The organism is Candidatus Njordibacter sp. Uisw_039, from assembly GCF_047730075.1.
Lineage (GTDB): Bacteria > Pseudomonadota > Gammaproteobacteria > Pseudomonadales > Balneatricaceae > Njordibacter.
In genome coordinates, this window is the sequence record NZ_CP159831.1 from 1,109,225 (window position 1) to 1,126,250 (window position 17,026).

Sequence of the window (17,026 nt, forward strand, 5' to 3'; positions counted from 1 at the left end):
TATGACCAAGCCGGCATTAACACAAGAACAAGAACTTGGCCAATTGCGCCAAGATATTGATCAAATTGATCAACAAATACAAACTCTTATTAATCAACGAGCAACTTGTGCACAGCGAGTTGCAGAAGTTAAACAGCTGTATCAAGGTAGCCATGACGCCGTATTTTATCGACCAGAGCGAGAGGCGCAAGTGCTGCGCAGGGTCATGGAGCGTAATCAAGGCCCACTGGATGATGAGGAGATGGCACGCCTCTTTCGTGAGTTGATGTCGGCATGCTTGGCCCACGAACAGCCTATGCGAATTGCCTTTCTTGGGCCTCAGGGCACCTTTACTCAAGCAGCAGCACTGAAACACTTTGGACATTCGGTGATCAGCGCACCCTTAGGTTCTATCGATGAGGTGTTCCGTGAAGTAGAAGCGAAGAGTGCTCATTATGGCGTAGTACCTATCGAAAACTCCTCTGAGGGTATGATCAACCATACTTTGGATAGCTTTCGCCATTCTTCCTTGGTCATTTCTGGAGAAGTGGAGATGCGCATTCACCAAAATTTATTGGTGAAGCAGGGTACGGATTTATCTCAAGTGGAGCGTATATATTCCCACTCCCAGTCTTTAGCTCAGTGCCGTTCGTGGTTGGATAACCATATGCCCCAAGCAGAACGTTTTGCAGTGAGTAGCAATGCGGAGGCGGCTCGTCGGGTGGCACAACAGACGGGTGCTGACGCAGGTAAAGTGGCCGCTATTGCAGGCATTATGGCAGCAGACCTGTATGAATTAGACGTTAAACACGAAAACATTGAAGATCAGCCAGATAATACTACACGTTTCTTGATTATTGGCCACGCTACAGTGCCAGCTTCTGGCCAAGACAAAACCTCTTTATTAGTGTTGGCTCGTAACAAACCAGGCGCCTTGTATCATATATTGGAACCATTCCATCGTCATAATGTGAGTATGACCAGTATTGAGTCAAGGCCTTCGGGACAGGGCGCATGGGGTTATGTTTTCTATATTGATTTTGAAGGCCATCATAGCGATAGCAAAGTACAGCAAGTGCTAAAAGACCTAGATCAAGACTCTGTAGAAGTGCGTTTATTAGGGTCATACCCGCAGGCGGTACTCTAATGGCCTTGGCACCTGAGACACCTTTGTCTTTTCGCCATGGCAACGTATTAGTACTGGGTTTAGGCCTGATAGGTGGTTCTTTGGCTGCGGCATTGCGACGCACCCAAAAGCACCAACTGTGGGGCTACGACCTAGACCAAACGAGTATGCAGCAGGCACAGGATCGAGGCGTAATAGACCATCAGGTGACGGATCTGGCAGCCACTATTGGTCAAATGGACGTGGTGGTGTTAGCTGTTCCCGTGAAAGCCATGGAAAAGGTATTGGCCCTAGTGGCACCTCACCTAAGTGCTCATACGTTGTTAACAGATGTAGGGAGCGTAAAAGGCAATATTATTGCCGCAGCCTATGATATTTTTGTCACCCCTCCACCAGGCTTTGTGCCCGGACACCCCATTGCTGGGTCTGAGCGCAGCGGCATTAATGCGGTGAATATTGACTTATTTATTGATCACAAATTTATTATCACCCCGTTGCCTACTAGCCATCCCCACGCCATAGAGGTGTTAGGTGATATGTGGTCCGGTGTAGGTAGCGAAATTTTACTGATGGAGGTTGAACGGCACGATGAAGTATTGGCTGCAACGAGCCATTTACCGCATCTTTTGGCCTTTTCGCTAGTGGACACGTTAGCATCAAATACAGACAATAAAGACATTTTTCGCTACGCAGCGGGTGGTTTTCGAGACTTTACTCGTATTGCAGGTAGTGATCCAACCATGTGGCATGATGTATTTATAGCCAACCGTGATGCCTGCCTTAAAACGTTAGATCAGTTTACCAAAGGTTTGGCTGATTTAAGGGATGCTGTGGCCTCGGGTGACAGTCAAACCATGATGGGGATCTTAACCAGAGCACGAAGTGCACGACATCATTTTGAAAAAATATTGGCAAGCTCTGCCTATACTGGAACTATGACAAATACAAAACACTTTAACGTACATCCAGGTGGTCAAGTCCGAGGACGCATCCGCGTTCCTGGAGACAAGTCCGTTTCTCACCGCTCCATAATGCTCGGTGCATTGGCGCAAGGTACCACTCATATCAGTGGCTTTTTAGAAGGCGAGGACGCCATGGCAACGTTGCAAGCGTTCCGTGATATGGGCGTCGTTATCGAAGGCCCTGCAGAAGGGAAGGTTGTGGTGCATGGTGTCGGTCTTAATGGACTCAAGCCGCCACCTGGCCCCCTCTACGTTGGAAACTCTGGCACCACCATTCGTTTAATGGCGGGTTTAATGGCAGGCCAAGCATTTGATGTAGAACTTAGTGGTGATGTGTCGCTAAACAAGCGTCCTATGGAGCGGGTGGCTAAACCATTACGTTTAATGGGTGCTATAGTTGACACAGCGGAGGGAGGTTGCCCGCCCATGAAAATTAAAGGTGGCCAACAGTTGACCGGCATTCACTACGACTTACCTATGGCAAGTGCGCAAGTAAAATCCTGCGTTATGTTGGCTGGTTTGTACGCTAAAGGTCATACCAGCGTTACCGAACCTGCACCAACCCGTGACCACACGGAGCGTATGCTTAAAGGGTTTGGCTACGGGGTTGAGCGTACTGTAGATACTTGTTCTATTTTGGGACAAGGGCAACTAATGGCCACTGACATAGATGTGCCATCAGATATTTCATCAGCCACTTTCTTTTTAGTGGCTGCAGCTATTTGCCCAGATTCAGACCTTGTTATTGAACATGTGGGCATGAATCCAACTCGTATTGGGGTAGTTAATATCCTGCGTTTAATGGGTGCAGATTTGACGGTTCAAAATGAGCGAGAAGTTGGCGGCGAACCAGTAGCCGACTTGCATATAAAGTATGCGCCACTTAAAGGTATCCATGTGCCCGAAGATCAAGTGCCATTGGCTATTGACGAATTTCCAGCGCTGATGGTTGCAGCCTCTTGTGCTAGTGGTACCACCATAATTACTGGCGCTGAAGAGTTGCGGGTAAAGGAAAGTGACCGTATCCAAGCTATGGTAGATGGCCTAAGCGCAATGGGAGTATCCATTGAAGGCACAGCTGGTGGTGCCATTATTGAGGGTATGGGTGCAGATACTCAGTTTGGTCCTGCGCAGATTGTCACTCATCACGACCATCGTATTGCCATGGCCTTTACCATCGCTGGTTTACGGGGTGGAGCTGCTATAAAAATTCTAGATTGTGCCCATGTGGCCACATCTTTTCCTAACTTTGTGGAACTAGCGCAAGCGGTAGGTATGACCCTTGAAGAGGAATTTCAGTCATGAAAAATGTATCCATTATTACAATTGATGGACCTAGTGGCTCTGGCAAAGGTACGCTATGTAAATTACTTGCAGACCGTTTGGGTTTCCATTTGCTCGATAGTGGTGCTTTGTATCGTTTAGTGGCTTTGGCTGCAGAGCATCACGGTGTAAGCACTGAAAACGAGTTGGCTGTAGCGGATATTGCCGGCTGTCTAGATGTGCAATTTAAAGCCCACGGTGATGGTGTCCAGGTGGTGTTAGAAGGGGAGGACGTGAGCCTTTCCATTCGTACGGAAGCGTGCGGCATGAACGCTTCAAAGGTGGCAAGTCTTACCTTGGTTCGCAAGGCTTTGCAGGACCGGCAACGCGCTTTTGCAGAATTACCTGGTTTAGTTGCAGATGGGCGCGACATGGGAACAGTGATCTTTCCAGAAGCCCCAGTCAAGGTTTTCTTAACGGCAAGTGCACAAGAACGAGCGGATAGACGTTATAAACAGTTGAAAAGCAAGGGCTTGAGTGCTAGCCTGTCGGACATACTGACGGATATTCAGCAGCGGGACGAGCGTGACGAAAATCGGACTATCGCCCCTTTGAAACCTGCCGACGATGCGTTAGTGATCGATTGTACCCACATGAGCATTTTAGATGTGGAGCAAAAGATCCTTACATTTATTCATAGTAAAGGTGCTTTATAACATCGTTGCGTAATATTAACTAACTAGAGGTATCTCGAGACGCCCATACTGCAAGTCAGTTCCGAGCGCATCGTTAACCTCATCGAGTATGTCCATGGGCGAAAGTTTCGCAGATCTGTTTGAAGAAAGTCTTGAACAGGTAGAGATGAAGAAGGGTGCTTTGATTACTGGTGTAGTCATTGCTATTGATAGTGAAGTCGTCACCATTAATGTTGGCTTAAAGTCTGAAGGCGTGGTTTCACGCAGTGAATTTCTCGATGCAGCTGGCGAACTAGAAGTTGCCGTTGGTGATGACGTGTTAGTCGCCCTGCAGGAAATCGAAGATGGCTTAGGTGCAACCCAAGTATCTCGTGAACGTGCTCGTGAAATGGAACGCTGGCATCAACTTGAAAAAATCCAAAAAGATGACGAAACCGTTACCGGCGTTATTAGTGCCCGTGTTAAGGGTGGCTTTAACGTTGAGTTAGGTGGTATCCGTGCCTTCCTGCCGGGTTCTTTGATTGATACTCGTCCGTTACAAGATGTTTCTCATTTAGAGGGTATTGACCTAGAATTTAAAATTATCAAGCTTGATATGCTACGTAACAATGTTGTTGTATCTCGCCGTGCTTTGATGGATGAAGCCAACAAAGCTCAACGTACGCAAGTCCTGTCGACCCTTGAAGAAGGTGCAGTTGTGAAAGGCTTTGTGAAGAACTTGACTGATTACGGTGCGTTTATCGATCTTGGTGGCCTAGACGGCTTGCTACATATTACCGACATCGCTTGGCGTCGCATTAAACACCCAAGCGAAATGTTAACTGCTGGCGCTGATATTGAAGTAAAAGTTTTGAAGTTTGATGCCGAAAAACAACGCGTCTCATTAGGTTTGAAGCAGCTTCAACAGGACCCTTGGACCAGCTTTACAGATACTTACCCTGTAGGTAGCCGTTTGCCAGCCACTGTGACCACTGTGACAGATTATGGCTGTTTTGCTCGTGTTTCTGATGGTATTGAAGGCCTAGTTCACGCCTCTGAAATGAGCTGGATGAAGCGTAACTTACACCCATCTAAGATGGTAACTGTAGGTGAAGAAATTGAAGTTATGATTTTAGATATTAATGGTGAAAAACGCCGTTTATCTTTAGGCATGAAGCAGTGTAGCGAAAGCCCGTGGGTTGCCTTCTCTAAGCAGTACTCAGAAGGTGATAAGGTCTCCGGTAAGTTAAACTCTAAGACTGATTTTGGTCTATTTATAGGCCTAGAAGATGGCATTGATGGTCTTGTTCATGTATCGGATGTGGATTGGAATAAGAGCGATGAAAGCTTGCTAGAAGGCTTCCAAAAAGGCCAACAAATTGAAGCAGTGATCTTGTCTATTGATACAGAGCGTCAACGTGTTGCTCTTGGTATCAAACAAATGGCAGGTGACCCGTTCTCGAACTATGCTACTGCTAACGCTAAAGGCACGGAGGTAACTGGTACCATTGCAGAAGTTACTTCTGGTGGTTTGTTGGTTAACTTAGCTGAAGGTGTGCAAGGATTCTTAAAACGCGGCGAATTGGCACAAGGCCAAGAGTTAGCAGACTTTAAGGAAGGTCAATCTATTACCAGCTTTGTTGCTAGCTTAGATCGTAAAGGCCGCTCTATTAGTCTAGCAGTTCGGGCTCAAGAGGCTGCTCAGCAGCGTGTGCAAATGCAGGAGCTGAAGACTAAACCAGTTGAATCCGGAGGCCCGACTACCATTGGTGACCTTATTAAGGAACAGCAAAAAAAATAACAAAAAGGATAGACTATGCGTAAGTCTGAACTGATTGAAAATTTAATTGATCGCTTCGAAAACATTCCTGTAAAGAATGTGGAACAATCGGTTAAGGCCATTATTGACCATATGGCTGATGCGTTGGCTGCTGGTGATCGAATTGAAATAAGAGGCTTTGGCAGCTTTTGTTTACACTATCGAGCACCAAGAACTGGGCGCAATCCAAAAACTGGCGATTCGGTAGATTTAGCGGCAAAGTACGTTCCTCACTTTAAACCAGGTAAAGAGTTACGCGATCAGGTAAACGATAGTCTATAATGGACTATCGTTGGTAAAGGTGGGCTTCGATTCAACCATCCTGATTAGGTAAAAGCACGTGAAATTAATAAAGGCCCTACTCTTCGTTGTCATCACCATGGTGGCCTTGGTTGTTGGTGTGTTGTTTAGCACTCGCAATAGTCAGGCTGTCTCTTTAGATCTTATATTTTTTCAATTACCCCCAACTAGTATGGCTATCTGGCTGTTATTAAGCTTGGCTATGGGTATGCTTTTTTGCGCATTTATTTACAGTTTTGTAACCTTTAAATTGAAGCGTCACAATGCGCAGTTGCAGCGCCAGTTATCTAAATTGAATCAAACACAATCTGGAAATAAGGTTACTCGATAAACATGGACGCCTCCTTACTTATTGTATTAATAGCGGCCTTAGGCATCGGTTGGTGGTTAGGTCAAAGAGAAAATCAACAAAAACAAAATTCTCAGTTGGGCCTACAAGCTGATTATTACCGTGGCCTTAATTACTTGTTAAACCAACAAACAGATGAAGCGCTAGAATTGTTTATTCGCGCCCTAGAGGTTAATCCACAAACTGTTGATACTCACTTGGCTTTGGGAAGTTTATTCCGGCGCCGTGGTGAAGTTGATAAAGCCATTCAGATTCATCAAAATCTCTTGTCTAGCAAAGACCTAGACCAAGAACAATTGATGCTGGCCGAACTGGAATTAGCGCACGATTTTATCAAAGCTGGTCTGTTAGACCGCGCAGAAGAACTATTGCTCGATGTGGCTCAACAGCCTAATCGGCAAAAAGCTAAAGCTACAGAGTTATTAGTTGACGTTTACCAGCGTGAGCAGGATTGGCACAAAGCCCTAGAAGTAGGATCTGCTGCTAACGTATCGGCCACCGTCGATTTAGCTCAGCGGCTATCTCACTTTTGCTGCGAACTGGCCGAAGAAACATTGCAGTCAAATCAAGAACAAGAATGCCTTGCCTACTTAAAGCGTGCTAAGCGCCATAATGCTGATAATCCGAGAGTAAGCTTTTTGCGAGCTAAATTAAGCATGCAGCAAGACAACTACATAGACGCCAAAAGGCACTTGTTGATCATGGCCCAGCAAGACCTGCAGTTGGTGTCTGAAATCATTCAACCGTTGCATTTATGCTTTACTAAGCTTGCTGATATAAATGGGTGGCGAGATTGGTTGAGCCAGACTATGTCGCAACACCCAAGTACTAGCCTGCTATTAGCTCAAGCCCAAGAAATAGGCCAGCAAAATGATTCTGCAGCAGCGGCCTATGTGACCGAAAATCTTCGTCAAAGGCCATCTTTAAGAGGCTTTAATTACCTCATCGATCTGCACATGCAGTGGGCATCTGCGAATGCGAAAGATAGTTTGCAAGTACTAAAGGGCCTGACAGTGGCGCTTCAAAGTAGTAAGCCACAGTATCGTTGTCGACAATGTGGTTTTGCGGGTAACTCCATGCATTGGCAATGTCCTAGTTGCCATCAGTGGGGCAGCACCAAGCCCATTTATGGATTAGAAGGAGAGTAACTTGAGGCAGGATTCAGCCATTGTTGTGGCTTTAGATTATCACTCTGCAGACCAAGCCATGGCAATGGCACGCCAGTTAGATCCAACACGCTGTCGTCTAAAAGTAGGTAAAGAACTTTTTACCGCTGCTGGTCCACAGCTGGTGCAACAACTGCAACAACACGGCTTTGAAATATTTCTAGACCTTAAGTTTCATGATATTCCAAACACCGTAGCTAAAGCCGTATTGGCCGCAGCGCGTCTGGGTGTGTGGATGGTCAATGTGCACGCCAGTGGTGGTGCAGAGATGATGCAGACGACTCGAACTGAGCTTAAGGCTAAAGGTGGTCATCAACCCTTATTGATTGCAGTGACGGTATTAACAAGTATGGATGCTGTGGGTTTGAAAACTACAGGCATAGACCAATCACCAGTGGAACGAGTGCTTTCACTGGCTCGCTTGAGCCAAGACTCTGGTTTTGACGGTGTTGTTTGTTCAGCCCAAGAATCGGCACTATTGAAGATGGAATTAGGTCGAGAGTTTAAATTGATTACGCCAGGTATCCGCCCATATTTTTCTGTGGCTGGGGATCAAAAACGTATCATGACGCCTGCCCAAGCAATTGCAGCAGGTAGTGACTACCTAGTAGTTGGCAGGCCTATTACTCAAGCAGATGATCCAATGAAAGCCTTGGAACTGATTGAGCAAGAACTTGCCTAGCACTTCTGTTATTTTGTGCTAGGCTTAATGAGTCTCATGGAATTAGAGACTCATTTTTTTAATCAAGGAGTAGATCATGAAGCTAACTCGTCAAATAGCCTTGTTGCTATTATCCGCTGCCATCACCTTTGGGTCCTTTTCAACCCTCTCCCTAGCTCAAGACACATTGCCTATTAACATTAATACAGCCACCGCTGTTGAACTTGTTGAGGCCATTGATGGCGTTGGTGAGGTTAGGGCTGCTGCTATTATCACATTGCGTGACCAGCTTGGAGGTTTTTCCAACCTAGAGCAATTGCTTGATGTCAAAGGTATCGGCGACGCTACCCTCGCACGCATTCGTTCTATAATCGTGCTAGAGTAGTTATCACTTACCCTATGATGGGTGTGGTGACCTTGTACTTAGGGCACTATATCCGTCCCAAGTAACAGCAATATTTGTTACTTATCCACAAGGACATCAACAATGGCCATGACATGGCAAGGTTTGTTAGCTGATCAGCGTTTTGGCAAGCCCTATACCGAACAGCACCACCAAGGCCGCACCCCATTTCACAAAGATTATGATCGGCTGATATTCTCCAGTGCATTTAGGCGGATGGGGCACAAAACCCAAGTCCACTCATTGTCTCATAATGATCACGTACATAATCGCTTAACCCATAGTTTAGAGGTGTCTAGTGTTGGTCGTAGTTTAGGAATTCAAGTAGGCAACAGTTTGAAAAATCAGGCCCATTGGCCAGATTGGATCGAACCCCATGACCTAGGTGCTATCGTACAGTCAGCGTGTTTAGCCCACGACATAGGTAATCCCCCGTTTGGTCATTTTGGAGAGAGCTCAATTCGCCATTGGTTCGCTAGCTATACACAGCAAGGAGGAATGGACCGGTTGAGCTCTGCAGAACAGGCCGACCTACTTAATTTTGAAGGTAATGCCCAAGGTCTACGTACCCTTACGCAGTTAGAATATCATCAGTTTAATGGCGGGATGCGCCTCACCTACGCTACCTTGGGAAGCTTTCTGAAATACCCATGGTTATCGAACTCAATGCAGTGTGAGAGAAAGGCTAAGTTCGGAGCCTTGCAATCAGAAAAACATATATTAGCTGACATTGCTGGTCGTTTAGGTTTATTACAGCGAGCAGATTTTGAATGGTGTCGTCATCCATTGGTCTATCTAATGGAAGCTGCCGATGATATTTGTTACGCCATTATTGATTTAGAAGACGGTGTAGAGCTAGGCATGATAGGCGAACAGGATGTGTTGGAGTTGTTAGCCCCAATTACTGGGGCCCTTGCAGTTCCTGAACGCACGGCAATGGTCGATGTATATTACTCGACTCGTCGCTTGGCGTTATTGCGTGGCAAAGTCATTGATTATCTAGTGCAGTCTGCAGCACATGCATTTATGCAGCATATACCAGCTTTATTAGAGGGTCGGTTAGAGGGCGATTTAATTTCCCATTGTGACCCCGTTACTCAGCAAGTTATTGGCGATGCTAAAGCGTTAGCAAAAAATCGCATATTCTTAGCTCCTGAGCGCCATCGTACGGAGTTGGCAGCCTACTCGGTGCTAGAGAAATTGCTTGATGGGTTTGTTCCTGCAGCCTTATCCTTAGATCAACAATTGGGAGACAAACGGTTATCTTTTAAAGCCGAAAAACACCTTGCACTGATGGGAGCGCATCGTCCTGAAAAGGGTGCAACTGCGTATCAGGCCTTATGCTGCACCATGGACTTTATTGGCGGTATGACCGATAACTACGCTGTCGATCTAGCACGCCAGCTTAGTGGGGAAATGAAGTAAAACAATAAACTAGGCGCTATTGTTAAAATATAACCTAAGCTTAAGGGATGGATAAATAACGCAAGGACGCGTCGATGTCTGATATTCCCTTTTATAGCCCCGTCTCTCTTAACAACGTTATTGCTTTGACGGACCAGTTATTAGAAATTGCCGCTGTCGCGGACGCCTCCGATTTACATTTGGAACCATTGTCCCAGAGCATGCGTATACGTATGCGGGTCGATGGCCTTATGCAGTTACTTAAGTCCCCATTCGATCAACTACCAGCATCTGCTGCTGACGCCATTGTTGTACGTATTAAGCTGCTATCAGAAATGGATATCAGTGAGTCTCGTCGTCCGCAAGATGGCAGCTTTCAATGGCAACTGAACGACAAGTGGGTAGATATACGCTGCAGTAGCTTGGCTGGACATTGGGGGGAAAAATTGGTGTTACGGTTGCAATGGCAACAACAAAATATTGATATCTGCCAACAAGGTCTCTCACCTCAGCAGCTCCAAATTGTTAATCGTCAGCTGAGCAAACCGCAAGGCCTTATCTTGGTAACAGGTCCGACGGGCAGCGGTAAAACGATGTTTTTGTATAGCTGCCTAAAAAAAATCCAGGCACCCCATATCAATATTGTCAGTGCAGAAGACCCAGTGGAAATTGCGCTACTTGGGGTACATCAAGTAGCAGTAAATAATGCGATTAACCTATCTTTCAGCCACATTCTTAGGGCTTTGCTCCGTCAAGATCCCGATGTAATTATGCTTGGTGAGTTGCGTGATTTTGATAGCGCAGACGTTGCGTTAAAGGCTGCACAAACAGGACATCTACTACTGACCTCCATGCATACAAGCAGTATTAGCGAAGCCATGCATCGCTGCCATGGTTTAGGTGTGGATATGTTGGCACTAAGTTACTGTTTGAGTTTAATTATAAATCAACGCTTGGTGCGCCGCTTATGTAATGAATGTAAGCAGCCGATGACTGAATTACAGTTAGCTGCAATGGGCAGTGAAGAGTGGTGTGATGCAGTGGCTACCTACGAGTTTTGTTTTGGAGTAGTAAATCCATGTTTACCTGTGGGCTGTGAGGCTTGCCATGGGGGCTTCAGGGGACGACTTGGAGTATTTGATGTTATGGTGATGGATCAGTCGAAACGTGACTCAGTGGCTCAGCGGCAAGTACAGGAACTAGAGTATGGGGCCGGGGTGCGTCGTCAGGGTCTATGGCGCGTCCTTGCAGGACATACCAGCACCGCTGAAGTGAATCGAGTTACTTGGTAATGTGGCATTGGTGGCTGTGGTATGGCTTGGATGCCAAGCATGCTCAAAGCAGTGGTGTGCGCCAGTGTTCTAGCCGTCAACTACTGCGATCTCAGCTAGCATTTGAAGGTATTAAATTAAATACAGCCCAGCACTTGTGGCCTTGGCAGCGCCACTGGCCCAAACTTATCGACCACAAGCACTTGCAAGCGTTACTGGGGCAGTGGTCTCAATTGCTGTGTGCCGGGTTACCCTTACTGTCTTGCATCACTTTAGTTCGTTTGGAGCAGGCACCAGTGCGGTTGCGTTATGAACTAATACAGCTTCAAAACGCATTATTGACGGGAGCAAGTTTTTCCCAAGCCTTGTCCCAAAGCCGAATATTTCCACAAACTATAGTGCAACTAGTCGCAGCTGGTGAAGCGAGTGGGGAGTTAGCAGAGTTATTGACTCAAATTCATCAACAGCGCTCACGTCAGACAAACCTAAAACGTCGTTTTAAGCGCAGCTTGTTTATGCCTTTGGTGACGCTATTGAGCGGTTTGGCTGTGAGCTTGTTGATTGTCTATTGGGTGGTGCCACAGGTGGTTAATTTATATGCTGCAGGGGTATATGAATTACCTACTCTGACTCGGTGGTTATTGTCTTTCTCCGATACTGTTAAGGCGAGTATGGGGGGCATATTAGTGGCCTTTATATTGGCTTATATAGCTTTGATTTGGCTCTGGTCTATACCCAAGACCAGAGTGAAACTAGAGTGGGTGCTATGGCATTTTCCAGGCCTTGGCCGTTTGATGTATTTACACAGCCATGCAGAAGTGTTTTTAGTTCTGTCTCTCACCTTTAAGGCAGGTGTGCCATTGTTAGACTGCCTAACGCTGGCCGCCAATGGCAGTACCTGGGAACATATATCTAGAGATCTAAAAAGGGCGATTGTGGAGCTTCACCAAGGCCGAAGATTAAGCCAGATATTAACCCAAATGGCATGGCAACCCCAAGTTTTGCAGCTGATCCGTGTAGGAGAAGCAGCGGGTGACTTAGCCTTGAGTTTTAACCACTTACAAGGCTATTATGAAGCTCAGGTGGTAAGTCAAAGTCAGTGGTTAGAGCAGCTACTAGAACCTGTATTGCTCATTTTGGTGGCCATTTTCGTGGGTTTGATTTTGCTGGCTCTGTATTTGCCGTTGTTTCAAATGGGGCAAATGATGTGACTCTCACTAGAGTACTGATATAATGGCTTCTGTTGTTTTTTAGTGGGTTGCGAATATGATAGTGGGTCTCACGGGTGGCATTGGTAGTGGCAAAAGCGCCGTGAGTGCGCAGCTGAAAGCCCTTGGCATTTCGGTGGTTGATGCTGATCAGGTTGCCAGAGATGTAGTGCTAGTTGATAGTCCTGCTCTCAGCCATATCGCTAAACATTTTGGCAGCCAAATATTACTCCAAGATGGCACTTTGAATCGAGCTGCTTTACGCCAGCAAATATTTGTTGATAAAACACAAAGGCAATGGTTAGAATCATTATTGCATCCGCTTATAGGTGCTGCTATCGGTGAGCAACTTGCCGTTGCCTCCAGTACCTATGCTGTTTTAGAATCGCCTTTATTGTTAGAAACATCACAACATAAAAATATAGATTTTGTGGTGGTTGTAGACGCCAGTGAAGCGCATCAACGTCAGCGAGCGTGTCAAAGAGACGGCGCTAAAGCGGATCAAATTGATGCCATAATTGACACTCAGATGCCGCGCCAGCAACGTTTGGATAAGGCGGATTGGGTGCTGGACAATCAGCATGATCTAAGCCACCTCAGTGAACAAGTATTACAATTGCATCACCACCTTTGCTATTTGACGGACCATCAACTATGAGTCAGTACCCTTGCCCCCAGTGTCAAAAAAACCTCACTTGGAACCCAAAAAACCTCCATAGACCTTTTTGTAGCGAACGCTGCCAGCAAATTGATTTAGGTGCTTGGGCAAGTGGCGATTATGCTATAGCTGGTGATGAGTTGGAGAACGATTTTTCTAGCGCGTTGTTGGAATCGGTAGATCAACAAGATTAGATCAAAAGAAACCGTAGGGTTTAGTCTTAGCTGCCATCCGCAAAAATCTACATTTGAACTATATTTAGGGAATATCAAAATAATCACAGGAACGTGATATGTGGCATGTAATGGATAGTCGTCTTAATTCAGACGTTAAACAGGAGCGTCTTATAAGTGGATTTTCTTTGCTCGAATTACTCCTTGTAGTGGCCTTAATTGGTATTTTGGCGGCTTTCGCAGTACCCACCTATCAAACTTATCTTCAGAAAACGCGGTTTATGGAAGTGGTGCAACATAGTCATGCCTTACGCGTTGCCCAATCTGCTTGTTTGTTACAAGCAGGGGAAGATGTAAGCGCCTGCGATACCTTTGCAGAGCTGGCTGTACCTGCACCCAAGTCCAGTGGCAATACCCAAAGCATTAAGCTATCCGCTGTTAATGGTAAGATCACTGGTACTGGAACCACAGCAGCGGGCGGCTATACCTTTACCTTAACTCCCAGTATAAATGGTGACGGATTATTAACTTACGCCTTGGGTGGTAGCTGTATCACTGCGCGCTTCTGTGGTCTCTAAAGGCGGCAAGGTTAACTATTATCTAACGCTTGTTTGGCGAGGTATTCGGCATAAGTACCATGAAAATCAACTAATGTTTGGTCTTTTATTTCTAGCACTCTTGTGGCCAATGAAGACACGAATTCGCGGTCATGGCTGACGAATATTAAAGTGCCATCGTAGGTCTTAAGGGCTTTGTTAAGTGACTCAATTGCTTCCATGTCTAAATGGTTAGTTGGTTCATCCATAATTAACACGTTGGTATCTTGCATCATTAACTTGCCAAATAATAAACGGTTCATTTCCCCACCTGAACATACTGCTACTTTCTTTAGGTAGTCGTCGGCAGTAAACAGTAAACGTCCCAACATGCTTCTTACCGTAAGGTCATCGTGTTTTGGAGTGCGCCACTGGGACATCCAATCAAAGAGAGTCAAATTGCAGTTGAAATCGTCACTGCTGTCCTGCGGGCAGTAACCCAGTACGGCATTTTCGGACCACTTAATGACGCCTTTGTTGACCTTGAGTTGATTCAATAAGCAGCGCAAAAATGTTGTTTTACCCACACCATTTTCACCAATAACGGCCAACTTTGCACCAGCTTCTAGAATAAGTTCGCCCTTGTTAAATAGATCACTATCTTCAAATCCGTGACTTAATTGTTCTAGCACTAAGGCTTGGCGATGGAGTTTCTTATGGGCGCTAAAGCCAATATAGGGAGAGATCCGACTAGAGGCAATGACTTCATCTAGCTGGATTTTTTCTAATCGTTTGGCCCTAGATGAAGCCTGCTTGGCTTTCGATGCGTTGGCAGAAAATCGTGCTACAAACTGCTGTAGTTCTTCACGTTCAGCGCTTTTTTTGGCATTTGACGAAAGCAGCTGTTCTTGTATCAAGTTAGAAGCGGCAGTATAGGCTTCGTAATTGCCGGCGTAAACGCGCAATTCACCGTAGTCGATATCGGCCATGTGGGTACACACAGAATTTAAGAAATAGCGATCGTGAGATATTATGATCATGGTGCTGCGACGCTGCCCCAATACCTCTGTCAACCAATTAATAGTAGTGATATCAAGGTTGTTGGTAGGTTCGTCTAATAACAAAATGTCAGGATCAGCAAACAAAGCCTGGGCCAGCAGTACACGTAATTTCCAACCTGGTGCCACTTGTGACATCAGGCCCCAGTGGAAGGATTCATCAATACCTGCTTGAGTCAGAATTTCTGCAGCTCGACTTTCGGCACTGTAGCCGTCCATTTCTGCAAATTCAACTTCTAATTCCGCCACCTTCATGCCATCGTCTTCGCTCATTTCTAGTTGGCTATAAATGGCTTCGCGGGCTTGTTTGACTTGCCAGAGCTTCACATCGCCCATGATCACTGCATCAATTACTGTGTAGTCTTCAAAGGCAAACTGATTTTGGCTTAAGGTGCCAACGGTGTCAGTAGGTGAAAAGGAGACATTGCCAGCAGTTGGTGTTAGCTCACCACTGAGTATTTTCATGAAGGTGGACTTACCACACCCATTGGCACCAATGAGACCATAGCGATTGCCGTGGCCAAACTTGGCTGAAATGTTTTCGAATAGTGGCTTAGCGCCAAACTGCATGGTGATATTTGCGGTAGTAATCAAGGGACATGTGCTGATAGGGAATTTAGGGCGCGTAGTTTACCAGCTTGATGCCTGTTAGGTCTAACATAACCAACCTTTTAATTCGGCTTCGTCGACTAATGGTTCAAGTAGTTCCCACAGTTGTGGACAGCCTTTTTTAATACGGCCACCATTAACGGTTTTCACTTGTTCCTTGGTGATGCCATGACTTTGCCAACTGTGGCCTTGATCATTTAAATTATGGATCAAGGGTAAAGCTCTATCTAAGGCCTTGGCAAAGCGTGCATCAGAACTCTTAGCGGTTTCAAATTCGTGCCAAAGGGCAATATATTCATCCCCCATATCGTTTGGTAACATACCTAAGATGCGTTGCGTGGCAGTAGCCTCTGCTTCTTCGTGCTCGCTTCCTACTGCGTCATATACAATTACATCGCCGGTATCAATTTCACATAAATCATGGATTAGGAGCATGCGGAGCACGCGATTAATATCCACAGGCTCTGCTGCGTAGTCTTTCAACATCAGTGCGGCTAGGGTGACTTGCCATGAATGCTCAGCGGAGTTTTCGTAACGTTCCATGCCTAATGGACGGGTTTTTCTAAGTACAGATTTAAGTTGATCAATTTCTTTCACAAAATTGATGATTTGTATGAGTTCTTGCACGATTAATCCTTGGATTTTTTGTTTACAAAGGCATCAAGGCCACCTTGAGTTTCCGCATCCATTAAGTTGTTTACCATGTGTCCCGTGGCATATTCGTAGGCTTGCCCTAGCGTCATGTCTAATTGAGGGTAAAACATTGCTTTGCCCGTGCGCACAGCTGCTTTGGCCTTATGACTTATTTTTGTAGCTAGTTCCCGCGTGGCTGCCGTAAGTTCATCATTTGCCACAACACCATTAATTAAACCTAGACTTTGAGCTTTGGTGGCGCTGATAAACTCCCCTGTTAACAACATTTCCATAGCTTGCTTTGGGTGAATATTGCGGCTAAGAGCGACTGCTGGGGTGGCACAGAAAAGGCCTAAATTAATACCGGATACTGCAAAGCGAGCATCATCAGATGCAATTGCAAGGTCACAACTGGCTACTAATTGGCAGCCAGCGGCAGTTGCTATACCTTGTACTTGAGCAATCACTGGTATGGGGCACTCCACTATGGATTGCATAAGGTGGCTGCACTGATGAAATAATTCTTGGTAGTAGTCTTGCTTGGCATTAGCCTGCATTTGTTTGATGTCATGGCCTGCGCAAAATGCTTTGCCGGTGGCCTTGATAATAATGCAGCTAAGGTTATCGTTTTGATGTACCTGATCAATGGCCACTTTTAGGTGGTGCATCATCTCTTGAGACAAAGCGTTGAAACTGGCAGGACGGTTGAGTGTGATCTCTAACCACTGATAGTGATGTTCTACAATGATGTAGGGTTGTGGATCTTGGAACATA

General features: G+C 45.8%; 18 protein-coding genes. 15 read left to right on the forward strand and 3 right to left on the reverse strand.

All coding sequences use genetic code 11. The annotated features are described in order from the left end of the window. Position 1 precedes the first annotated feature (1 nt). The 15 genes from pheA (at position 2) to ABXT70_RS05290 (ending at position 13,994) form a co-directional block, all read left to right on the forward strand. Entirely contained in the window at positions 2-1,126 is a 1,125-nt protein-coding gene (gene pheA / locus ABXT70_RS05220) for a prephenate dehydratase (RefSeq protein ID WP_443642115.1), read from the forward strand. Further along, complete coding sequence (locus tag ABXT70_RS05225; protein WP_443642116.1) at positions 1,126-3,372, forward strand: bifunctional prephenate dehydrogenase/3-phosphoshikimate 1-carboxyvinyltransferase; 2,247 nt, start codon at positions 1,126-1,128, stop codon at positions 3,370-3,372. The genes pheA and ABXT70_RS05225 overlap by 1 nt, the downstream gene beginning before the upstream one ends. After that, entirely contained in the window at positions 3,369-4,046 is a 678-nt protein-coding gene (gene cmk, locus ABXT70_RS05230) for a (d)CMP kinase (protein WP_443642117.1), read from the forward strand. The genes ABXT70_RS05225 and cmk overlap by 4 nt, the downstream gene beginning before the upstream one ends. Before the next feature lie 94 nt (positions 4,047-4,140). Then, a complete protein-coding gene (gene rpsA / locus ABXT70_RS05235; RefSeq protein WP_443642118.1) occupies positions 4,141-5,805 on the forward strand; it encodes a 30S ribosomal protein S1 in 1,665 nt (554 codons plus the stop codon). Between the two features lie 15 nt (positions 5,806-5,820). Continuing rightward, positions 5,821-6,105: an integration host factor subunit beta gene (gene ihfB, locus ABXT70_RS05240; protein ID WP_443642119.1), complete on the forward strand. Its 285-nt coding sequence runs from the start codon at positions 5,821-5,823 to the stop codon at positions 6,103-6,105. 58 nt (positions 6,106-6,163) lie between these two features. After that, positions 6,164-6,454 (forward strand): LapA family protein, encoded by a 291-nt coding sequence (locus tag ABXT70_RS05245; protein ID WP_443642120.1) that lies wholly within the window; start codon positions 6,164-6,166, stop codon positions 6,452-6,454. 2 nt (positions 6,455-6,456) lie between these two features. Then, positions 6,457-7,620, forward strand: a complete 1,164-nt coding sequence (gene lapB, locus ABXT70_RS05250; RefSeq protein ID WP_443642121.1) for a lipopolysaccharide assembly protein LapB — start codon at positions 6,457-6,459, stop codon at positions 7,618-7,620. Position 7,621: 1 nt separating this feature from the next. Then, positions 7,622-8,320, forward strand: a complete 699-nt coding sequence (gene pyrF / locus ABXT70_RS05255) for an orotidine-5'-phosphate decarboxylase (protein WP_443642122.1) — start codon at positions 7,622-7,624, stop codon at positions 8,318-8,320. 76 nt (positions 8,321-8,396) lie between these two features. Next, positions 8,397-8,684, forward strand: coding sequence for a ComEA family DNA-binding protein (locus ABXT70_RS05260; protein ID WP_443642123.1), 288 nt, complete (start codon positions 8,397-8,399; stop codon positions 8,682-8,684). 102 nt (positions 8,685-8,786) lie between these two features. After that, on the forward strand, positions 8,787-10,127 hold the full coding sequence (locus ABXT70_RS05265) for a deoxyguanosinetriphosphate triphosphohydrolase (RefSeq protein ID WP_443642124.1): 1,341 nt from the start codon (positions 8,787-8,789) through the stop codon (positions 10,125-10,127). Between the two features lie 74 nt (positions 10,128-10,201). Continuing rightward, a complete protein-coding gene (locus ABXT70_RS05270) occupies positions 10,202-11,398 on the forward strand; it encodes a GspE/PulE family protein (protein ID WP_443642125.1) in 1,197 nt (398 codons plus the stop codon). Further along, positions 11,398-12,588 (forward strand): type II secretion system F family protein, encoded by a 1,191-nt coding sequence (locus ABXT70_RS05275; protein ID WP_443642126.1) that lies wholly within the window; start codon positions 11,398-11,400, stop codon positions 12,586-12,588. Before ABXT70_RS05270 ends, ABXT70_RS05275 begins: the two co-directional genes overlap by 1 nt. Before the next feature lie 55 nt (positions 12,589-12,643). Continuing rightward, entirely contained in the window at positions 12,644-13,243 is a 600-nt protein-coding gene (gene coaE / locus ABXT70_RS05280) for a dephospho-CoA kinase (protein WP_443642127.1), read from the forward strand. Beyond that, positions 13,240-13,437, forward strand: a complete 198-nt coding sequence (locus ABXT70_RS05285; protein WP_443642128.1) for a DNA gyrase inhibitor YacG — start codon at positions 13,240-13,242, stop codon at positions 13,435-13,437. Before coaE ends, ABXT70_RS05285 begins: the two co-directional genes overlap by 4 nt. 98 nt (positions 13,438-13,535) lie before the next feature. Further along, positions 13,536-13,994 (forward strand): pilin, encoded by a 459-nt coding sequence (locus ABXT70_RS05290; protein WP_443642129.1) that lies wholly within the window; start codon positions 13,536-13,538, stop codon positions 13,992-13,994. An 11-nt stretch (positions 13,995-14,005) separates the two neighbouring features. Here the strand turns inward: ABXT70_RS05290 and ABXT70_RS05295 are convergent, their stop codons facing one another. The 3 genes from ABXT70_RS05295 to ABXT70_RS05305 are packed head-to-tail and all read right to left on the reverse strand — an operon-like array spanning position 14,006 to position 17,025. Further along, positions 14,006-15,604, reverse strand: a complete 1,599-nt coding sequence (locus ABXT70_RS05295) for an ABC-F family ATPase (protein ID WP_443642130.1) — start codon at positions 15,602-15,604, stop codon at positions 14,006-14,008. 60 nt (positions 15,605-15,664) lie between these two features. After that, positions 15,665-16,246 carry an HD domain-containing protein gene (locus ABXT70_RS05300; RefSeq protein WP_443642131.1) on the reverse strand — a complete coding sequence of 194 codons (582 nt, stop codon included), beginning with the start codon at positions 16,244-16,246 and terminating at the stop codon, positions 15,665-15,667. Positions 16,247-16,248: 2 nt separating this feature from the next. Then, entirely contained in the window at positions 16,249-17,025 is a 777-nt protein-coding gene (locus ABXT70_RS05305; RefSeq protein WP_443642132.1) for an enoyl-CoA hydratase, read from the reverse strand. Between the last annotated feature and the right edge of the window lies 1 nt (position 17,026).